Source organism: Martinezella lusitana (genome assembly GCF_010668395.1).
In the GTDB taxonomy this organism is placed as follows: domain Bacteria; phylum Pseudomonadota; class Alphaproteobacteria; order Rhizobiales; family Rhizobiaceae; genus Rhizobium; species Rhizobium lusitanum_A.
On sequence record NZ_WUEY01000002.1, the window covers coordinates 435,950 to 451,238 of the forward strand.

A 15,289-nucleotide genomic window follows, 5' to 3' on the forward strand; every position below is an offset into this window, starting at 1 on the left:
TAAAAGCATGACCCATCCAAGATTCCTGTCTTTTTCGAGAAACGGCCGTCATGGCTACGGGCTTGCGGTCGACGGCGGTGTCGTCGACCTCTCGGCTCGCCACGGCGCGACATGGCCGACTTTGCGCGAGGTGATCGAGGCCGATGGCCTCGCCCAACTCGCCGAGGAAGCCAAGGCGTTGAAGCCGGATTTCGCGCTGGACGACATCCGCTTCGAGATTCCCATTCCGTCGCCGGAAAAGATCATTTGCGTCGGGGTCAACTTCCCCGACCGCAACGAGGAATACAAGGATGGGCAGGCGGCCCCCTCCAACCCCTCGCTCTTCATCCGCTTTCCGCGCTCGTTCACCGGGCACGAGCAGCCGCTGATCCGGCCGCCGGAAAGCCCGCAGCTCGACTATGAAGGCGAAATCGTCATCGTCATCGGCAAGGCCGGCCGGCGAATTGCCGAAGCCGATGCCTTCTCCCACATCGCGGCCCTCTCGCTCTGCAACGAGGGCACGATCCGCGACTGGGTGCGCCATGCGAAGTTCAACGTCACCCAGGGCAAGAATTTCGACAATACCGGCTCGATCGGCCCCTGGCTGATCCCCTTCACCGATGCGGCCCAGCTCGACGGCATCGAGCTGAAAACCCGCGTCAACGGCGAAGTGCGCCAGAGCGACCGCACCAGCCGCATGATCTTTTCCTTCCGCAAGATCATCAACTACATCTCGACCTTCACCACGCTCGTTCCCGGCGACGTCATCGTGACAGGCACGCCGACGGGAGCCGGCGCCCGCTTCGATCCGCCGATCTGGCTGAAACCCGGCGATGTCGTCGAAGTCGAGGCCGATGGCCTCGGCATTCTCAAAAACACGATCGCCGACGAGGTGCTCTGATGCTGTCTCATGATGAAATCCAGGCCGCAGCCGAGAGCCTCGATCAGGCCGAGCGGACGCGCGTCCAGACCGGGCTCCTCTCGCTCAAGCACCCCCAGATGACCATGGACGATTCCTATGCCGTCCAGAGCGCATGGGTGCAGAAGAAGATCGCCGGCGGCCGCAAGCCGATCGGCTGGAAGATCGGGTTGACGTCGAAGGCGATGCAATACGCCCTCAACATCAACATCCCCGATTCCGGCGTGCTCTTCGACGACATGATCTTCGAGGATGGCGCCACCGTGCCGGCCGACCGCTTTATCCAGCCACGCATCGAGGCCGAGATCGCCTTCGTCATGAAGGCGCCGCTCAAGGGGCCGAACGTCTCGATCTTCGATGTGCTGAATGCCACGGATTACGTCACTCCAGCGCTGGAAATCCTGGATACCCGCATCCTCCGGGTCGATCCGGAGACGAAGAAGGCGCGCACCATCGTCGACACCATCTCCGACAACGCCGCCAATGCCGGCATCGTCACCGGCGGCCGCGCCGTGCGGCCCGACCAGATCGACATGCGCTGGATGGGCGCGATCGTCAGCCGCAATGCGGAAGTCGAGGAGACCGGTCTTGGCGCCGGCGTTCTCAACCAGCCCGCCCGTGGCATCGCCTGGCTTGCCAATCGACTGTCGCAATATGGCGACGGCATCGAGGCCGGCCAGATCGTGCTCGCCGGTTCATTCATCCGCCCGATCGAGGCGCGGCACGGCGACACCATCAATGCCGATTTCGGTCCCTACGGATCGGTCAGCCTGTTTTTTGCATGAAGGAGTAAACCATGCCGGCGCCCAAGAACCTCTTCAAGCAGGCCCTGAAGGAAGGGCGGGCGCAGATCGGCCTGTGGCAGGCGCTCGCCAATGCCTACACGGTCGAAATCTCAGCCGGCGCCGGTTACGACTGGCTGCTGCTCGACGCCGAGCATGCGCCGAACGACGTGCCGCTGCTCGTCTCGCAACTGCAGGCGATGAAGGGCACGGCAAGCCATGCGGTGATCCGTCCGCCGATCGGCGAAACCTGGATCGTCAAGCAGATGCTCGATATCGGGGCGCAAACCCTGCTCATTCCCATGATCGAAAGCAAGGAGATGGCGGAAGCCATGGTCAAGGCGGTCAGATACCCGCCGCATGGCGTGCGCGGCGTCGGCGCTGCCCTTGCCCGCGCCTCTGCCTTCAACCGCATTCCGGATTACCTTGCGACGGCCAATGACGAGATCTGCCTGCTGCTGCAGGTGGAAAGCCGAGCGGGGCTTGCCGCACTCGACGCCATCGCTTCGACCGAAGGTGTCGACGGCGTCTTCATCGGCCCCGCCGATCTTGCCGCCGACATGGGCTATCTCGGCAAGCCGGGTGCGCCTGAGGTGCAGGCCGAGGTCGAAAAGGCGCTCGCCAGAATCCAGTCTCACGGCAAGGCGGCCGGCATCCTGATCGGCGACCTCTCGCTTGCGAAACGCTATCTCGAGCTTGGCGCGACCTTCGTCGCGATCGGCAACGATGTCACGCTGCTCGCCAATGCCACGACCAAGCTCCTCGACGACTTCAAGAAGGCCGACGCCGCCAAGCCGGCTGCCGACGCAAAGGTCTACTGAGCGCAGACGCCATCCTCCCCGGCGTCGCGTGGCCCTCAGTCTCGGCACGCAAATTTTCGGCATGGGCGGCGCATTGTGCACGCTCAGTCAAAACGGACTGCACAGCTGGACGCGACGTCCTTGCAGGCATCGATCATGATGAACCGGAAAGCCAAGAGGAGGAAACATGCGTTTCAAGAACAAGACCGCCCTGATCACCGGCGGCGGGACGGGCATCGGGGCGGCGGTTGCCCGCCGCATCCGGCAGGAGGGTGGCAATGTCGCGCTGGTAGGACGCCGTCCTGAGCCGCTTCGCGCCGTTGCCGAGGAGATCGGCGCTGCCGTCGTCGCGGCCGACGCAGCCGATGGCGCAGCCATGAAGGCTGCGGTCGAAAAGGTTGTCGAGACCTTCGGCGGCCTCGATATCCTGATCGCCAATGCCGGTGGCCACGGTGTCGGGCCGACAGTCAGCATGTCGGACGAGACATGGGATCTGGCCGTCCGGCTCAATCTCAATACTGCCTTCGTCAGTGCCCGCGAATCCCTGCCGAGCCTTATCAAGAGCCAGGGCAATATCGTCGTCCTCGCCTCCATCGCCGGCCTCTTTGCCGGCCCGGATGCGGCAGGCTACGTCACGATGAAGCACGGCTGCATCGGGCTTGCGAAATCGCTGGCGCGCGACTACGGCCGCAAGGGCGTGCGCACCAATACGGTCTGCCCAGGCTGGGTAACGACCGCCATGGCCGACGAGCAGATGGAATTCATCGTCGAGAAATACAAGCTGAACAGCATCGAGGAAGCCTACGCGCTCGTAACCAAGGACGTACCGCTCGGCCGCCCCGCAACCGCCGAGGATGTCGCCAACGCAGTCTGCTTCCTCGCTTCGGCCGAGGCATCGATGATCAATGGCGCAGTCCTGACCGTCGATGGCGGCGCCGGCACCGTCGACCTGCCGACGCTGGCATTTGTCGACTAATACGAGGAGGAGATACCGATGAACCAGAATCCCAAGGACTGGAAAACCTACGACGAATTCGCCTACGGCATCGACACCAACCGCCTGCCGGCAACGGAGGCTCTTGCCGGCTCGTCCCACAAAATCTCATTTGAGGACGGCCGCACGCTGGAGCTTGCCTTCGCGAAAGGCGAGGTCAAATGGTCCGACGGCAAGGAAGGCGGCACCGACAAATCCGAGGTGATCGAAGTCGCACCGAACACCTATTTCGTCGAAATCGTCTTTGCCGGCCGTCCCAAGGAAGCCGAAACGCTGATCCTCAACACCGAAACGCGCCGCGTGCTTTCGATCTACTCGGTCGTTCGCGACCTCAAGGATGCCGTCGGCGAGCCGCAGGTCGCGCAGATCTTCCGGCCGGGTGTTGTCGAAGGTGGCGCCGCAAGCGGGCCTGTTCCGCATGAAAGCCGCGACCTGATCGGGCTCAGGGCGCACTTCACGTACAGCCCCAACCACGTCTATGAGCACACCTACCTGTCGTCGCAGCGCTATGCCTGGCAATGCCTCGTCGGCGTGCAGCGCGGCCATGGCGATGTCGACCTGACCACGACCTACAAGTTCGACGACAATCTCTACATCTTCACCTTCCGGGAATTCAAGATCGCGGTTGCTTCTACTTTCTTCTACAATTTCAATGACATGCGCTCTACCGGCAAGTTCCTCGGCATCACCGGCGACGGGCGTATCCAGAACAGCCCGGCCGGCGCCTTCATCCGCAAGGCGTCGATGACCTATTATCTGCCCGGCCAGGAACCGGTGTGAGGACGCCATGCGCAAAGCATTCGATATCGTAAAGGCGCATTACGACGCCAACGACCGCCGCGACATGGATGGCATGCTCGCCGACATCGCTCCCGATTGCCGCTGGACGGAGATGGATGGCTTTCCCTGCGCCGGCACCTATGTCGGCCCACAGGAGATCGTCAAGAACGTCTTTCAGGCGCTCGGACAGGCCTTCGACGGATATACCTTCAAGCTCGAACGCCTGCTCGACGCCGGCGACGAGGTCGTTGCCGTCGGAGACTATAGCGGCACCAACAAGCAGACCGGAAAGGCGTTCAAGGCCCGCGTCGTGCATGTCTGGGGCGTGGCGGGAGACAAGATCCGGCGTTTCGAACAATTCACGGACACCCTGAGAGTGGCCGAATCCATGCGATGAGGAATTGAGGCGGCCCGATCTAGCCGGGCCGCCTCCCCTACCTAGGAAATCCGCGCCTTGCGCCATTGTGTCGGCGAGACGCCATAGCGATGGCGAAACGAACGGGAAAAATGCGCGCTGGAGGAAAAGCCGAGCGCAAAGGCAATCTCGGATATTTCGCCCGCATAGCCGCCTGCCTCCCGCAACTGCGCTGCGGCTCTCTGCAGGCGCAGATCCCAGATATAGTCCGAAGGCGTCAGGCACTCGGCCTCGAATGCGCGATAGATATAGCGCACGGAGCAGCCCATGCGCCGCGCGATCATCGTCACGGTCAGGTCCGGACGCGCGAGATGGATATCGATGAAATCCTTGATCCGCTGCAGCAGCAGATCGAGCGGATTGGCAACCGGCCTTGCCGGCTGTGGATCGGCGCCGATCATGGTGCGGACGAGATCGATCATGGTATGGCCGACGCTTGCGCGCCGCGCCTCGTCGAGATGGTCAAGCTCATGCATGGTCGAGTCCATCAGCGACAGCAGAATGCGGCACATGCCGTCATGCTCGGCATGTGCCGTGAAGGGTCGTACCAATCGTTCCACGGCCTCATGGGGCAGCGCATGGCGCGGCAACTGCAACAACAGCTGGCGAACCGGCGTGCTGTTCGTCAGCATATAGGGACGACCGGGGTCGTAGAGCACGAGCGCATTTTGTGACACGGGCGCATGCAGGCCGCCCTGCATGAGGGAGGCGCTGCCTTCCGTCTGCACGATCAGCTTGATCGCATCCGGATCATTTGGACCGACCATGACATGATCGCCGAAAACGACATGCCGATCCGCCTCCAGCCGCGTCAGCCGGCATGCGCCGAGCATGGCCGACATCATCCGGCTCTTTTCCTCGTCGGCGGCACCGAAGTCGAGCCGGACATTTCCGAACAGGCTGCGGGCCAGTCCCGCGAACGCCCGGCCGCTGGCGCTGTCGACATGCCGTTGAAGTGCTGCAGCCATGATCGGTGTCCTCAAGATGTGAGATAGCCGCCATCGACCGGCAGGCAGGCGCCGGTGACATAGCGCGCCGCGTCGGACGACAGGAAGACGATGGCATCGGCGACTTCCTCGGCGGCACCCCATCGGCCTGCCGGAATCCGGCGCAAAATCGGTGCCGAGACCGGTTCGTCGGCAAACAGCGCGCGGCTCAAGGGCGTGACGATCCAGCCGGGCGCCACCGCGTTCACACGGATATCAGCCTGCGCATATTCCTGCGCAAGGGATTTCGTCAGCTGCACGATTGCCCCCTTGCTCGCCGCATAGGCCGGGCGATCGGCGGCGCCGAAGGTCGAGTACATCGACGCGATGTTGACCATTGCCGATCCCGCCTGCATGCGGGGACGCGCCAGCCGGCAGCAATCCATGACCGAGGTCAGATTGATCGCCATCACCTCGTCGAAGGTCGCCTTCGACCATTCGCCCCGATCGCGGCTGACGCCGGTGCAATTGACCAGGACGTCGACCGCCTCGACCGACGAGAAGAAGGCTTCCAGCGCGCCCGGCTTCAGCACATCGACCTCATGGTTCTCGATCCGCCGGTTTGCAGGCGCCATCAACGCACCGAGCCCGAAACTCAGCACGCGGGCGCCGAGATCGGCAAAGCGCTGGGCAGTTGCCGCCCCGATGCCCGATGTACCGCCGGCAACGACGACCGTTCGTCCGGCAAAAAGATCGGCAGAAAACGTCATGAAGTCTCCTTCGCTTCAGCTTGCCAGATAGGCGCCGTGGAGAATGTGCGGCTGGGCTTTGAGTGTTGCGGCGGCACCTGAAAAGACGAGACGCCCGCGCTCGAGGACGAGCGCCTGGTCGGCCAGATCGAGAGCGAGATTGGCGAATTGCTCGATCAGCAGCACGCCGATGCCGCGGGTGGCCGCAATTTTCAAAGCCTCGGCCAGGCGCTTGACGACGGCGGGCGCCAGGCCAAGCGACAGCTCGTCGACGATCATGAAACGGGGCTTTGCGACAAAGGCCTGCGCCATCGCCACCATCTGTTTCTGGCCACCGGAAAGATCCGATGCCGATTGGCGCCGCCGCTCCGCGAGTTCCGGAAAGATCTCATAGGCATGGTCCAGACCCTCCCGCCGCGCGGCTGCCGATCCATCGAGCGCCGCCACGAGAATATTGTCCTCCACGGAAAGCTGGCCGAGCACCCGATGCCCTTCTGGGACGAGCGCAAGACCGGCCCGGCGAATGCGGTCGGGCGAAAAGCCCTCAAGCGCTTTGCCGTCCAGATGCACGGACCCGCCGCGCGGCAAGACACCCGCCATCGCCATGACCGTGCTCGACTTGCCGGCCCCGTTGGCACCGAGCAATGTCGTCACCTTGCCGGCCGTGACCGAGAAGGAGACATCGTGGATGACGCGCTTGCCGCCGCGCTCGACAACGAGCTTTTCGACGTTGATCTCGGAAATGCCGCCCATATCAGAATTCCCCCAGATAAGCGCGCCGCACATTGGGATCGGCAAGCACGCTATGCGTCGGGCCGAGCGCCAGAAGCTTGCCGTAGTCGAGCACCATGGTTTCGCTGCACATGGAGCGGATAAGCTCGACGTCGTGGTCGATGATCAGGACCTGCGCCCGGAATTCCGCCGGAATACGCAGCACCAGTTCACGAAAGGTCTTGCCTTCCTCTTCGGTCAGGCCCGCGGCCGGCTCGTCGAGCAGAATGAGCTTCGGCTCTCCGGTCACGCATTTTGCCAGCTCGACAAGACGACGCTGGAAGAGATTGAGGGATTGGCCGAGCCGATCGGCAACATCAGCCAGGCCGACGAAGGCCAGAGCCTGCTCGACGGCATGGGAATGACGTCCGGTGCCGACGACATGGTCGGCGATAGCGGCAATGTTGCCGGCGACGGTCAAATCCTCCACCACCTGCTCGGTCTGGAACGAACGGCGCAAGCCCGCCCGCACCCGCTGGAGCGGCGTCATCGTCAGCAAGGCCCGCTCGCCGAGAGAGACCGAACCCTGGATCGGTTTCACAAAACCGGAGAGCACGTTGAGCAATGTGGTCTTGCCCGCGCCGTTCGGGCCGATGAGGCCCGCGACGGGAGCCGTCAGCACCGCACTGAGCTCGTTGATCGGCCGGACGCCGCCGAATTGAACGATGAGATTGTCGATCTTGATCATCGCGCCTTCCCCCGGGAGAGACCGGCGTTCAGCCGGGCAATGAGAGCCGATATCTGGCCGGCGATGCCTGAGGGTGCCGTTGCCAGAGCCTGGAACAGGGCGACGCCGAAAATCCCGATGGTGACGTAGCCGTCAATGCCGAGATCGGTCAGCAGCGCCGGCACTGCGCGCAGGAGCAGGCCCGCGATGACAGCGCCGTACCAGTTGAAGACACCGCCGACGATGGCAAGCGCAAAGAGATTGAGGCTTTCGAAGGCGCCGAAGGCGCGCCCGTCGAGCTGGCCGACATTGCCTGCCAGCAATCCGCCGGCCAGACCGGCGAGAAAGCCGCTCAGGGCGAAGGCCCAGGCCTTGTAGATCAGGACGTTGACGCCGCTTGCGACCGCAACCGTCTCGCCCTTGCGGATCAGAGCCCACGCCCGACCGGGACGGGCAAGCTTGTGCCCTTGCGCGATCAACAGCCCGATCGTCGCAACCGCGCAGACATAGAGGAAGTAGGAGACCTCACCGTCCGCCATTGCCGGCCTTGCCAGCATGGCGCGGCCGGCACCATCGGCCCTTCCCAGGAAACCGGGACCACCGTCGGGGAAAGCCCAGGCGCTGATGACGATCTGGAAGCCGCCGGCCAGCATCAGCGTCACCAGCGCGAGATAGAGACCGCGCAGACGCAATGCCGGCACGCCGAATGCCAGCCCCACCACCGAGGCGACGATGCCGCCCGCAAGCAGGCTGACCTCGAAAGGCGGATGAAAGGCATGACCGACGCGAAGCGTCACCCAGCCGCCGACGCCGACAAGCGCAAACTGGCAGAGAGAGACAAGGCCAAGCTGGCCGTAAAGGATGGCAAGCCCGGCAACGGACAGCGACAGGGCGACCGCTGACGTCGCGGCGGAAAGCCAGAAGGAATTGGCAAGCCAGGCAATGACGACCGAGAAGATCACCATCGTCACGGGCACATGAAGAAGCTGCTTGGGCAGACGCACCATCGATATGCTTTCGGCTGTTGGGGCGATTGTTTGCTCCTGAATGCTCATCGGTCCTTCAACGCGGCCTTGGCCGTGCCTCCGAGAATCGTGACCGCGATAAGCGCGATGATGAAGGGCGCCGCGGCGCGATAGGGCGATATCCAGGCAATCGGCGTCAGCACGGCTTCGGCAATGCCGATCAGAATGCCGGCGACGGCCGTTTGCCACAGCGACTGCAGCTGGCCGAGGATGGCTGCGGCAATTGCCGGGATCACCAGCAAGGTCAGGAAGGTTCCCTGCAGCCGGACCAGATCGGCCAGCAGCAGGCCGGCAAAACCGGAAAAGATGCCGGTGATGATCCAGGCGGCGGTTTCCGTATGGAGAATGCGCACGCCGAGAATGGCGCTGAGATCGCGATCATTGGCAAGGGCGCGCATATCGAGGCCAAGGCGCGTACGGCTCAAGAGCAGCGTAATGGCAACGACCATGACGACGGCGAGGATAATGGCGATGATGCGGGTGAAGGTCAGCCGAACGGCAAAGAGCGAGACGAACATCTGGTCGGTCGGGAACTGCAGCCGACGTGGCAGTTCACCCCAGATGACGCCCATGATCGCAATCAGGACGAGCGCGGGCGCCAGGGTTCCCACGGCACGCACGACGATATCGCGATGCGACAGCATGGGGGCGAATATCCGGCCGTAGACAAAGCTGACCGTCGTCGAGACGACAACGGCGGCGAGGATGGCGACGACGAGCGGCATCTTCCACTCCAGCAATTGCCAGGCACAATGCGCACCGATCGCGCCGAACGCACCGAATGCGAAGTTGAGAACGCCGGTCGCTCGAAACAGGACGACAAGGCCGACGCCGGATAGCGCATAGACGGCGCCGATCCCGAGCCCGGAAATGACGAAGGGTAGAAGGTTCATGGATCGATCCTCTACGGCGCAGCGCGTCTTTCAGACACGCAAGGGACGCCGTAACACTTTAGATCAACGCATCGAGCTTTCCGAAAAACGATCCCGATTTTCGGGCCGATGCGTGGGGTCGCTCGGTTCCGCGGCTCTTCCGCCGCGGAACCGATGGCAAAGATCCGGGCTCAGTTGATGCCGGCGGACTTCTCGAAAGCGCGGATGTCTTTCAGCTCGGGATCCGGCGATGGTGCGCAATCGGAAACGACCTTCCACTTTCCGCCTTCGCTGACCGCCATGCGCGTCGTCGAATTGGCGTTGTGACGTGCCTGACCATCGCCGAAGTACCAGGGAGCGCAGAAGATATCGCTCTTGAAGTCCCTGATCTGACGCACGGCGGCAGATGCGGTCTCACGGTTGATGCTGGACGGATCGAGCGTCATCAGCGCCTTCTCGGCGATGCGAGCCGCCAGATAGCCGGCCTGGGCGAAGGTATCGCGCGGGTCGGATTTCTGGCCGTACTGGTCCATGACGGCGAGCCAGTTCTGATTGTCCGGGGTCTCGGCGTTCAGATCGTTGAATTCCATGTTGACATAGAACTTGCCATCCCAGCCCGAGCCGATGGTGGCCGGAACAGAGAGGTCATAGGCGGAGGCCGCGCTGAGGAAGGTGATCGTCTGGTTGAGACCCTGTTCTTCGGCCGCCGTCAGCAAGGGCACGGCGACACCCTTCGACATGCCGAGAACGATCACGTCGGGCTTGGCGGCTGCCGCCTGCAGAATGATCGACGTTGCGTCGGCCGAGCCCGGATCCATCAGGATCGTCTGTGCGGCAAAACCCTTCTCCTTGGCGAGCAGCATCACGCCGTCGCAAGACCATGTGCCGACATTCGGAATATTCGGACCGATGCAGACGACGGACTTGGCATTGAGCTTGTCCAGCGCGTAGCCCATCGCTCCCAGCATGGAGACCCGTGGCCCGGCATTGGTCGGCGCGTAGTTTTCAGCAAAGAAGCACTCACGCGGCACGCCGACACCCGCCAGCACCAGAATGCCCGACTTCTTATAGAAATCGGCGTTGGCTCCGCATTCGACATAGCTGGAATTGCCGACCATGAGGACGGCTTTTTCGTCGTTGACGAGCTTGGCGGCGAGCTGTGCGGCGATTTCCGGGTTCCACTGGTCGTCCTCGACCAGATACTTCACCGGTCGGCCCTTGATGCCGCCATTGGCGTTCAGGCAATCGAAATAGGCCTTTGCCGCCTTGGTGGAATTGGAAAAATCATCCGGCCCGGTCTTGCCGGTAATGGCGCCGATGATGATCGGTTCGCCGGTTGCCGGCTTGCCGCTGTTGTCGCCGCAGGACGCGGCGGCATGTGCGCTGAACGCCGAAACAAGCGTCAGGAAAAGGCCGATTGCCAGCCCTCTTAGTTTGATAGGCATAGTCTCCTCCGGTTTGTTGTCCCGCTCCCCACGGGCTCTTTGCTTCATCGACTTCCGGCTCAGCCGGAAATCGCCTTTCCTGTCATGAAGGCGGCAGCCCGGGCCGCGATCATCATTGTCGGGGCATTGGTGTTGCCCGATACAAGGGTCGGCATCACCGAGGCGTCGCAGACGCGCAGCCCCTCTATGCCGCGCACCTTCAAGTCCGGCCCGACGACAGCCATGCGATCGTCGGCCCGGCCCATGCGGGCCGTTCCCGCAGGGTGGAACACGGTCTTGCACGATTGGCGGATATAATCGCGCAAGGCGTCCGGATCCTTTTCGACGCCAGGCTTCGGCAGCACGCGCCGCTTGACGAGCTTGGCAAGGGCCGGCGCGTCGAGGATGCGGATCGCCGTCTCGACGCCGCGCGCCAAAGTCTCGATATCGGCCGGATCGGACAACAGATTGGCGTTGAAATCCGTCTGCTCGTTCGGATCGGCGCTCTTCAGTCTTATCCAACCGCGCGAACGCGGCCGCAGGTAGCATGGCCCGATGCTGAGACCGTGACCGGGTTCCGGGTCGCGGTCGACAAAGCCGATCAGGACGGGCAGGACATGGAACTGGACGTCCGGCTGCCCGGTGCCGGCCGTGTCGACGAAGCCGCCGCATTCGACGACGTTCGACGACAAAAGCCCGCGATGGGAGGTCAGATATCGCAGCATGTGTCCGGCCGCCCGCAGACCTTTGTCATGACCGAGGATCGAGATCGGCTCGTAGGTCTCGCCTTGCACCGGCACTTCGAGATGGTCCTGATAGTTGCCGCCGACTCCAGGCAGGTCGGCGACGACCTTGATGCCGAGTGACGAAAGATGCTCGCCATTGCCGATACCGGACAGTTGCAGGATCTTCGGCGTTGCGATGGCGCCTGCGGTGAGCGCGATCTCGCGGGACGCCTTGAATATCGTGCCGTCGAGCAGCTCGACGCCGACGGCCCTCTGTCCTTCGAACAGGATGCGGGCGACCTTGCGCTCCGTCAGTACGGTCAGGTTCGGCCGCTTCTCCGCCTCGCGCAGGAAGGCCTGCGCCGAACTCCAGCGGCGGCCGCCATAGGTCGTGCTCTGATAAAAGCCGACGCCGGCCTGATCCGCGCCGTTGAAATCGTCATTATGAGGAATGCCGATCTCGGTCGCCGCCTTGATGAAGGCTTCGCTCAACGGATGCCGATGGCGGGGATCGGAAACGCGCAAACCGCCCTTCCTGCCGTGAAACTCCCCGTTCAGCCGCTCGTTGTTTTCCAGCGAGCGGAACGCCGGAAGCACATCCTCGTACGACCAGCCCTGGCAGCCCATTTGCGACCAGGTGTCGTAGTCGTTGCGATGCCCGCGAATGTAGATCATCGCATTCACGGAGCTGCCGCCGCCGAGCACATTGCCCTGCGGCACGATGCTCGGCCGGCCATTCAAACCCTTGTCGGGGTTCGACGCGTAGGGATGGATGTCGATGCCCTTGCCCAGCACCTTGAAGAAGGTCGCGGGAATGTGAATCCAGGGATCGGAATCTCGCCGGCCGGACTCGATCAGCAACACCTTATGCGCCGGATTTTCCGATAACCGGTTTGCCAGCACACAGCCCGAGGAGCCACCACCGACGATGATGTAATCGTAAGTCGTCATGGTCAGCTCAGCACGGTCTGGATTGTGGTGAATTCCTTCAGCCCCTCCGCGCCGAACTCGACACCGATGCCGGACTGCTTGACGCCACCGAAAGGCGCGTTGGGCTGGATCGTGCCGTGCTTGTTGATCCAGACCGAGCCGCACTCGAGCTGCACTGCATAGCGCTTCGCCTTTTCCGCGTCGGAGGACCAGACGGAACCGCCAAGGCCGGCCGGGTTCTGATTGGCGCGGGCGACCACCTCATCGATGTCGCTGTAGCGAATGATCGGCAGGGCCGGACCGAACTGCTCCTCATCGACCAGCCGCACGCCATGATCGACATCGGCAACCAGCGTGATCGGATAGAAATAGCCGGGGCGATCCATCGGCGCCCCGCCGGTCAGGATGCGGCCGCCATGGGCGCGCGCATCGTCGACGAGTTCGCGCACCTTGTTGAACTGCATCTCGTTCTGCACCGGGCCGAGAATGCTTGCCTCATCCAGTCCGTCGCCGACGACGATCCTGGACGTGTAGTCCGCAAGGCCCCGGCAAACCTCTTCATAGATGCTGTCATGCACATAGAGACGCTTCAGCGCCGCGCATGTCTGGCCGTTATTGATAAAGGCGCCCCAGAACAGGCCTTCGACGATGGCTTTCGGATCGGCATCGGGCAGGACGATGCCGGCATCGTTGCCGCCAAGCTCCAGCGTCAAGCGCTTCAAGGTCGCGACCGCGGAAGCCATGACCTTCTTGCCGGTTTCCGTCGAGCCGGTGAAGGTCATCTTGGCGATGCCCGGGTGAGAGGAAAGCGCCGCGCCGATGCTGTTCTCGCCGGTGATGACGTTGACGACACCGGGCGGCAGAACCTCGTTCATGATCTCGACGAGGCGGATGGTCGACAGCGGCGTCAAGGGCGACGGCTTGATGACGACCGTGTTTCCGGCCCGCACCGCCGGCACGATATGCCAACAGGCGATCATCACGGGCCAGTTCCAGGGCGTGATCGAACCGACGACGCCGATCGGCTTGCGATGCAGCTCTACGCGGCCCTCATTGTCGTCCTGCAGGATTTCGACAGGCAGGTCGAGTTCGGCGGTGTGGCGTGTCCAGGCGAGCGCCCCGCCGATCTCGAAGCGAGAGCCAAGACCGTTGAGCGGCTTGCCCTGTTCCCGGGTGAGGATCTGGGCGAGCTCCTCGGCATGCTCGTTGATCTTCTCCGCGACAGCGCGGCACGCCTTGGCCCGCTCTTCGCTCGATGTCTGCGACCAGCTCCTGAAGGCTTCCGTTGCAGCGGCGACCGCGCGATCGAGATCCGCCTCGCTGGCGAGCGGCATATGACCGACCACGTCGCCGTTCGAGGGATTTGCAACCGGTGCATGATGGGACGTGGCAACAGGCTCGCCACCGATAAGCAGGGTATACTGCTTCACGACATTCTCCTCCCGTGACTTTCGAGAGGACTATGGCGTTGGCCGCAAACTCCGTCTTGGGGAGAAACGCGCCTCGTCTTGGACTGGAGCGCACCCTGCGCTTCAGTCCAACCTGTGACCCGGCTCGGCTGCGCGAAGCAGCTCGCTCGGCGCGCAATCGAACAGCTCCTTGAAGCTGCGATTGAAATAGGAAATGTCGTTGAACCCGGCCGAATAGGCGACTTCGGCGATGGTGGTGGGGTTACGCTGCTCCTTGAGCTGCTCGATCTTTTCGCGCGCGAAGCGCAGCCGCTTGTCCCGGATGACGGTGGTGCAGGTCATGCCCATGCCCTGAAAGTCCTGCTGCAGGGTGCGGATCGAGACGCCAAGCCGTGTCGCAAGCCATTTGGCGCTGAGGTCGCTGTCGGTCAGATGCTTGTCGATGAGAATATCGACCATCTGCAGGCGCCGGCTCGCGCTGTTATGCAATGAATTCAGGCTTGCCGCCTGGATGCCAGTCGAAAGAAACGCCTGACGGGTCGTGTCGAACATCAGCTGGCGCAGATGCGGGGACGCGACGTCGTTTTCCGGCGTCGTCATCATCTTGGCGATCAGCGCCCGCAGCATCAGGGCCATCGGGTCGCTGGCTTCCAGTTTGCGGGCGACGTCAAAATCGACCTTGCTGTTCGAATACATCAGCTGCCGTGGCAGATGCAGCGACAGATGGTTGGAGAAATGCCCACGGAAGTAGAAGGTGGTCGGCCGCGTGGAATCGACGAGAATGCATTCGCCGACATCGAGGATGTTCTGCTGGCCGGAATGCTCGACGCCGCAGACGCCTTCCAGCTGCAGGATCAGGAACAGGTGCTCGTTGGCATCCCGGCGAATGTCGTCCCAATCGCGGTGGACGTAGTCGAGATCGTTGGAGACATGGGCGAACTCCATTCCGCAGACGTCGATGCGGCTGGCAGTGCCGACGACGCTGTCGCCGCGCTGCAAGGTGTGCGGATTGAAATTGCCGCAAATGCTTTGAAGATCGTCCACCCATTGATCGTAGGGTGTCGGCGCCCAACTCCGGTCAACCAGGCTGCGGTTCTGCAACAGGTCCAACGCCGCCTCCCA

The 15,289-nt window shown here is 62.9% G+C and carries 16 protein-coding genes; 6 read left to right on the top strand and 10 right to left on the bottom strand.

Features of this window, described 5'->3' with window-relative positions:
• The first annotated feature begins 7 nt into the window (after window positions 1-7).
• The 6 genes from GR212_RS05955 (at window position 8) to GR212_RS05980 (ending at window position 4,651) form a co-directional block, all read left to right on the top strand.
• Window positions 8-880: a fumarylacetoacetate hydrolase family protein gene (locus GR212_RS05955; RefSeq protein WP_163985535.1), complete on the top strand. Its 873-nt coding sequence runs from the start codon at window positions 8-10 to the stop codon at window positions 878-880.
• The gene (gene hpaH, locus GR212_RS05960; protein ID WP_163985536.1) at window positions 880-1,683 is read left to right on the top strand and encodes a 2-oxo-hept-4-ene-1,7-dioate hydratase; all 804 of its coding nucleotides are present in this window, start codon (window positions 880-882) and stop codon (window positions 1,681-1,683) included. Before GR212_RS05955 ends, hpaH begins: the two co-directional genes overlap by 1 nt.
• An 11-nt stretch (window positions 1,684-1,694) precedes the next feature.
• Entirely contained in the window at window positions 1,695-2,501 is an 807-nt protein-coding gene (gene hpaI / locus GR212_RS05965; protein WP_163985537.1) for a 4-hydroxy-2-oxoheptanedioate aldolase, read from the top strand.
• Between the two features lie 166 nt (window positions 2,502-2,667).
• On the top strand, window positions 2,668-3,456 hold the full coding sequence (locus GR212_RS05970; RefSeq protein ID WP_163985538.1) for an SDR family NAD(P)-dependent oxidoreductase: 789 nt from the start codon (window positions 2,668-2,670) through the stop codon (window positions 3,454-3,456).
• A gap of 18 nt (window positions 3,457-3,474) precedes the next feature.
• Entirely contained in the window at window positions 3,475-4,254 is a 780-nt protein-coding gene (locus GR212_RS05975; RefSeq protein ID WP_163985539.1) for a MoaF C-terminal domain-containing protein, read from the top strand.
• 7 nt (window positions 4,255-4,261) lie between these two features.
• On the top strand, window positions 4,262-4,651 hold the full coding sequence (locus tag GR212_RS05980) for a nuclear transport factor 2 family protein (RefSeq protein ID WP_163985540.1): 390 nt from the start codon (window positions 4,262-4,264) through the stop codon (window positions 4,649-4,651).
• A 41-nt stretch (window positions 4,652-4,692) separates the two neighbouring features.
• Here GR212_RS05980 and GR212_RS05985 read toward each other — a convergent pair whose 3' ends face one another.
• The 10 genes from GR212_RS05985 to GR212_RS06030 form a co-directional block, all read right to left on the bottom strand.
• Entirely contained in the window at window positions 4,693-5,637 is a 945-nt protein-coding gene (locus GR212_RS05985) for a helix-turn-helix domain-containing protein (RefSeq protein ID WP_163985541.1), read from the bottom strand.
• Between the two features lie 11 nt (window positions 5,638-5,648).
• Window positions 5,649-6,365, bottom strand: a complete 717-nt coding sequence (locus tag GR212_RS05990) for an SDR family NAD(P)-dependent oxidoreductase (RefSeq protein ID WP_163985542.1) — start codon at window positions 6,363-6,365, stop codon at window positions 5,649-5,651.
• Window positions 6,366-6,380: 15 nt separating this feature from the next.
• The gene (locus GR212_RS05995) at window positions 6,381-7,097 is read right to left on the bottom strand and encodes an ABC transporter ATP-binding protein (protein ID WP_163985543.1); all 717 of its coding nucleotides are present in this window, start codon (window positions 7,095-7,097) and stop codon (window positions 6,381-6,383) included.
• Between the two features lies 1 nt (window position 7,098).
• Window positions 7,099-7,803: an ABC transporter ATP-binding protein gene (locus tag GR212_RS06000; RefSeq protein ID WP_163985544.1), complete on the bottom strand. Its 705-nt coding sequence runs from the start codon at window positions 7,801-7,803 to the stop codon at window positions 7,099-7,101.
• Window positions 7,800-8,837 carry a branched-chain amino acid ABC transporter permease gene (locus GR212_RS06005; RefSeq protein WP_163985545.1) on the bottom strand — a complete coding sequence of 346 codons (1,038 nt, stop codon included), beginning with the start codon at window positions 8,835-8,837 and terminating at the stop codon, window positions 7,800-7,802. Before GR212_RS06005 ends, GR212_RS06000 begins: the two co-directional genes overlap by 4 nt.
• On the bottom strand, window positions 8,834-9,700 hold the full coding sequence (locus GR212_RS06010; RefSeq protein ID WP_163985546.1) for a branched-chain amino acid ABC transporter permease: 867 nt from the start codon (window positions 9,698-9,700) through the stop codon (window positions 8,834-8,836). Before GR212_RS06010 ends, GR212_RS06005 begins: the two co-directional genes overlap by 4 nt.
• 170 nt (window positions 9,701-9,870) lie before the next feature.
• A complete protein-coding gene (locus GR212_RS06015; RefSeq protein ID WP_163985547.1) occupies window positions 9,871-11,124 on the bottom strand; it encodes an ABC transporter substrate-binding protein in 1,254 nt (417 codons plus the stop codon).
• 59 nt (window positions 11,125-11,183) lie between these two features.
• Window positions 11,184-12,779 carry a GMC family oxidoreductase gene (locus GR212_RS06020; RefSeq protein WP_163985548.1) on the bottom strand — a complete coding sequence of 532 codons (1,596 nt, stop codon included), beginning with the start codon at window positions 12,777-12,779 and terminating at the stop codon, window positions 11,184-11,186.
• 2 nt (window positions 12,780-12,781) lie between these two features.
• The gene (locus GR212_RS06025; protein WP_163985549.1) at window positions 12,782-14,188 is read right to left on the bottom strand and encodes an aldehyde dehydrogenase family protein; all 1,407 of its coding nucleotides are present in this window, start codon (window positions 14,186-14,188) and stop codon (window positions 12,782-12,784) included.
• A 102-nt stretch (window positions 14,189-14,290) separates the two neighbouring features.
• Window positions 14,291-15,277: a helix-turn-helix domain-containing protein gene (locus tag GR212_RS06030; protein WP_163985550.1), complete on the bottom strand. Its 987-nt coding sequence runs from the start codon at window positions 15,275-15,277 to the stop codon at window positions 14,291-14,293.
• Window positions 15,278-15,289: the final 12 nt, after the last annotated feature.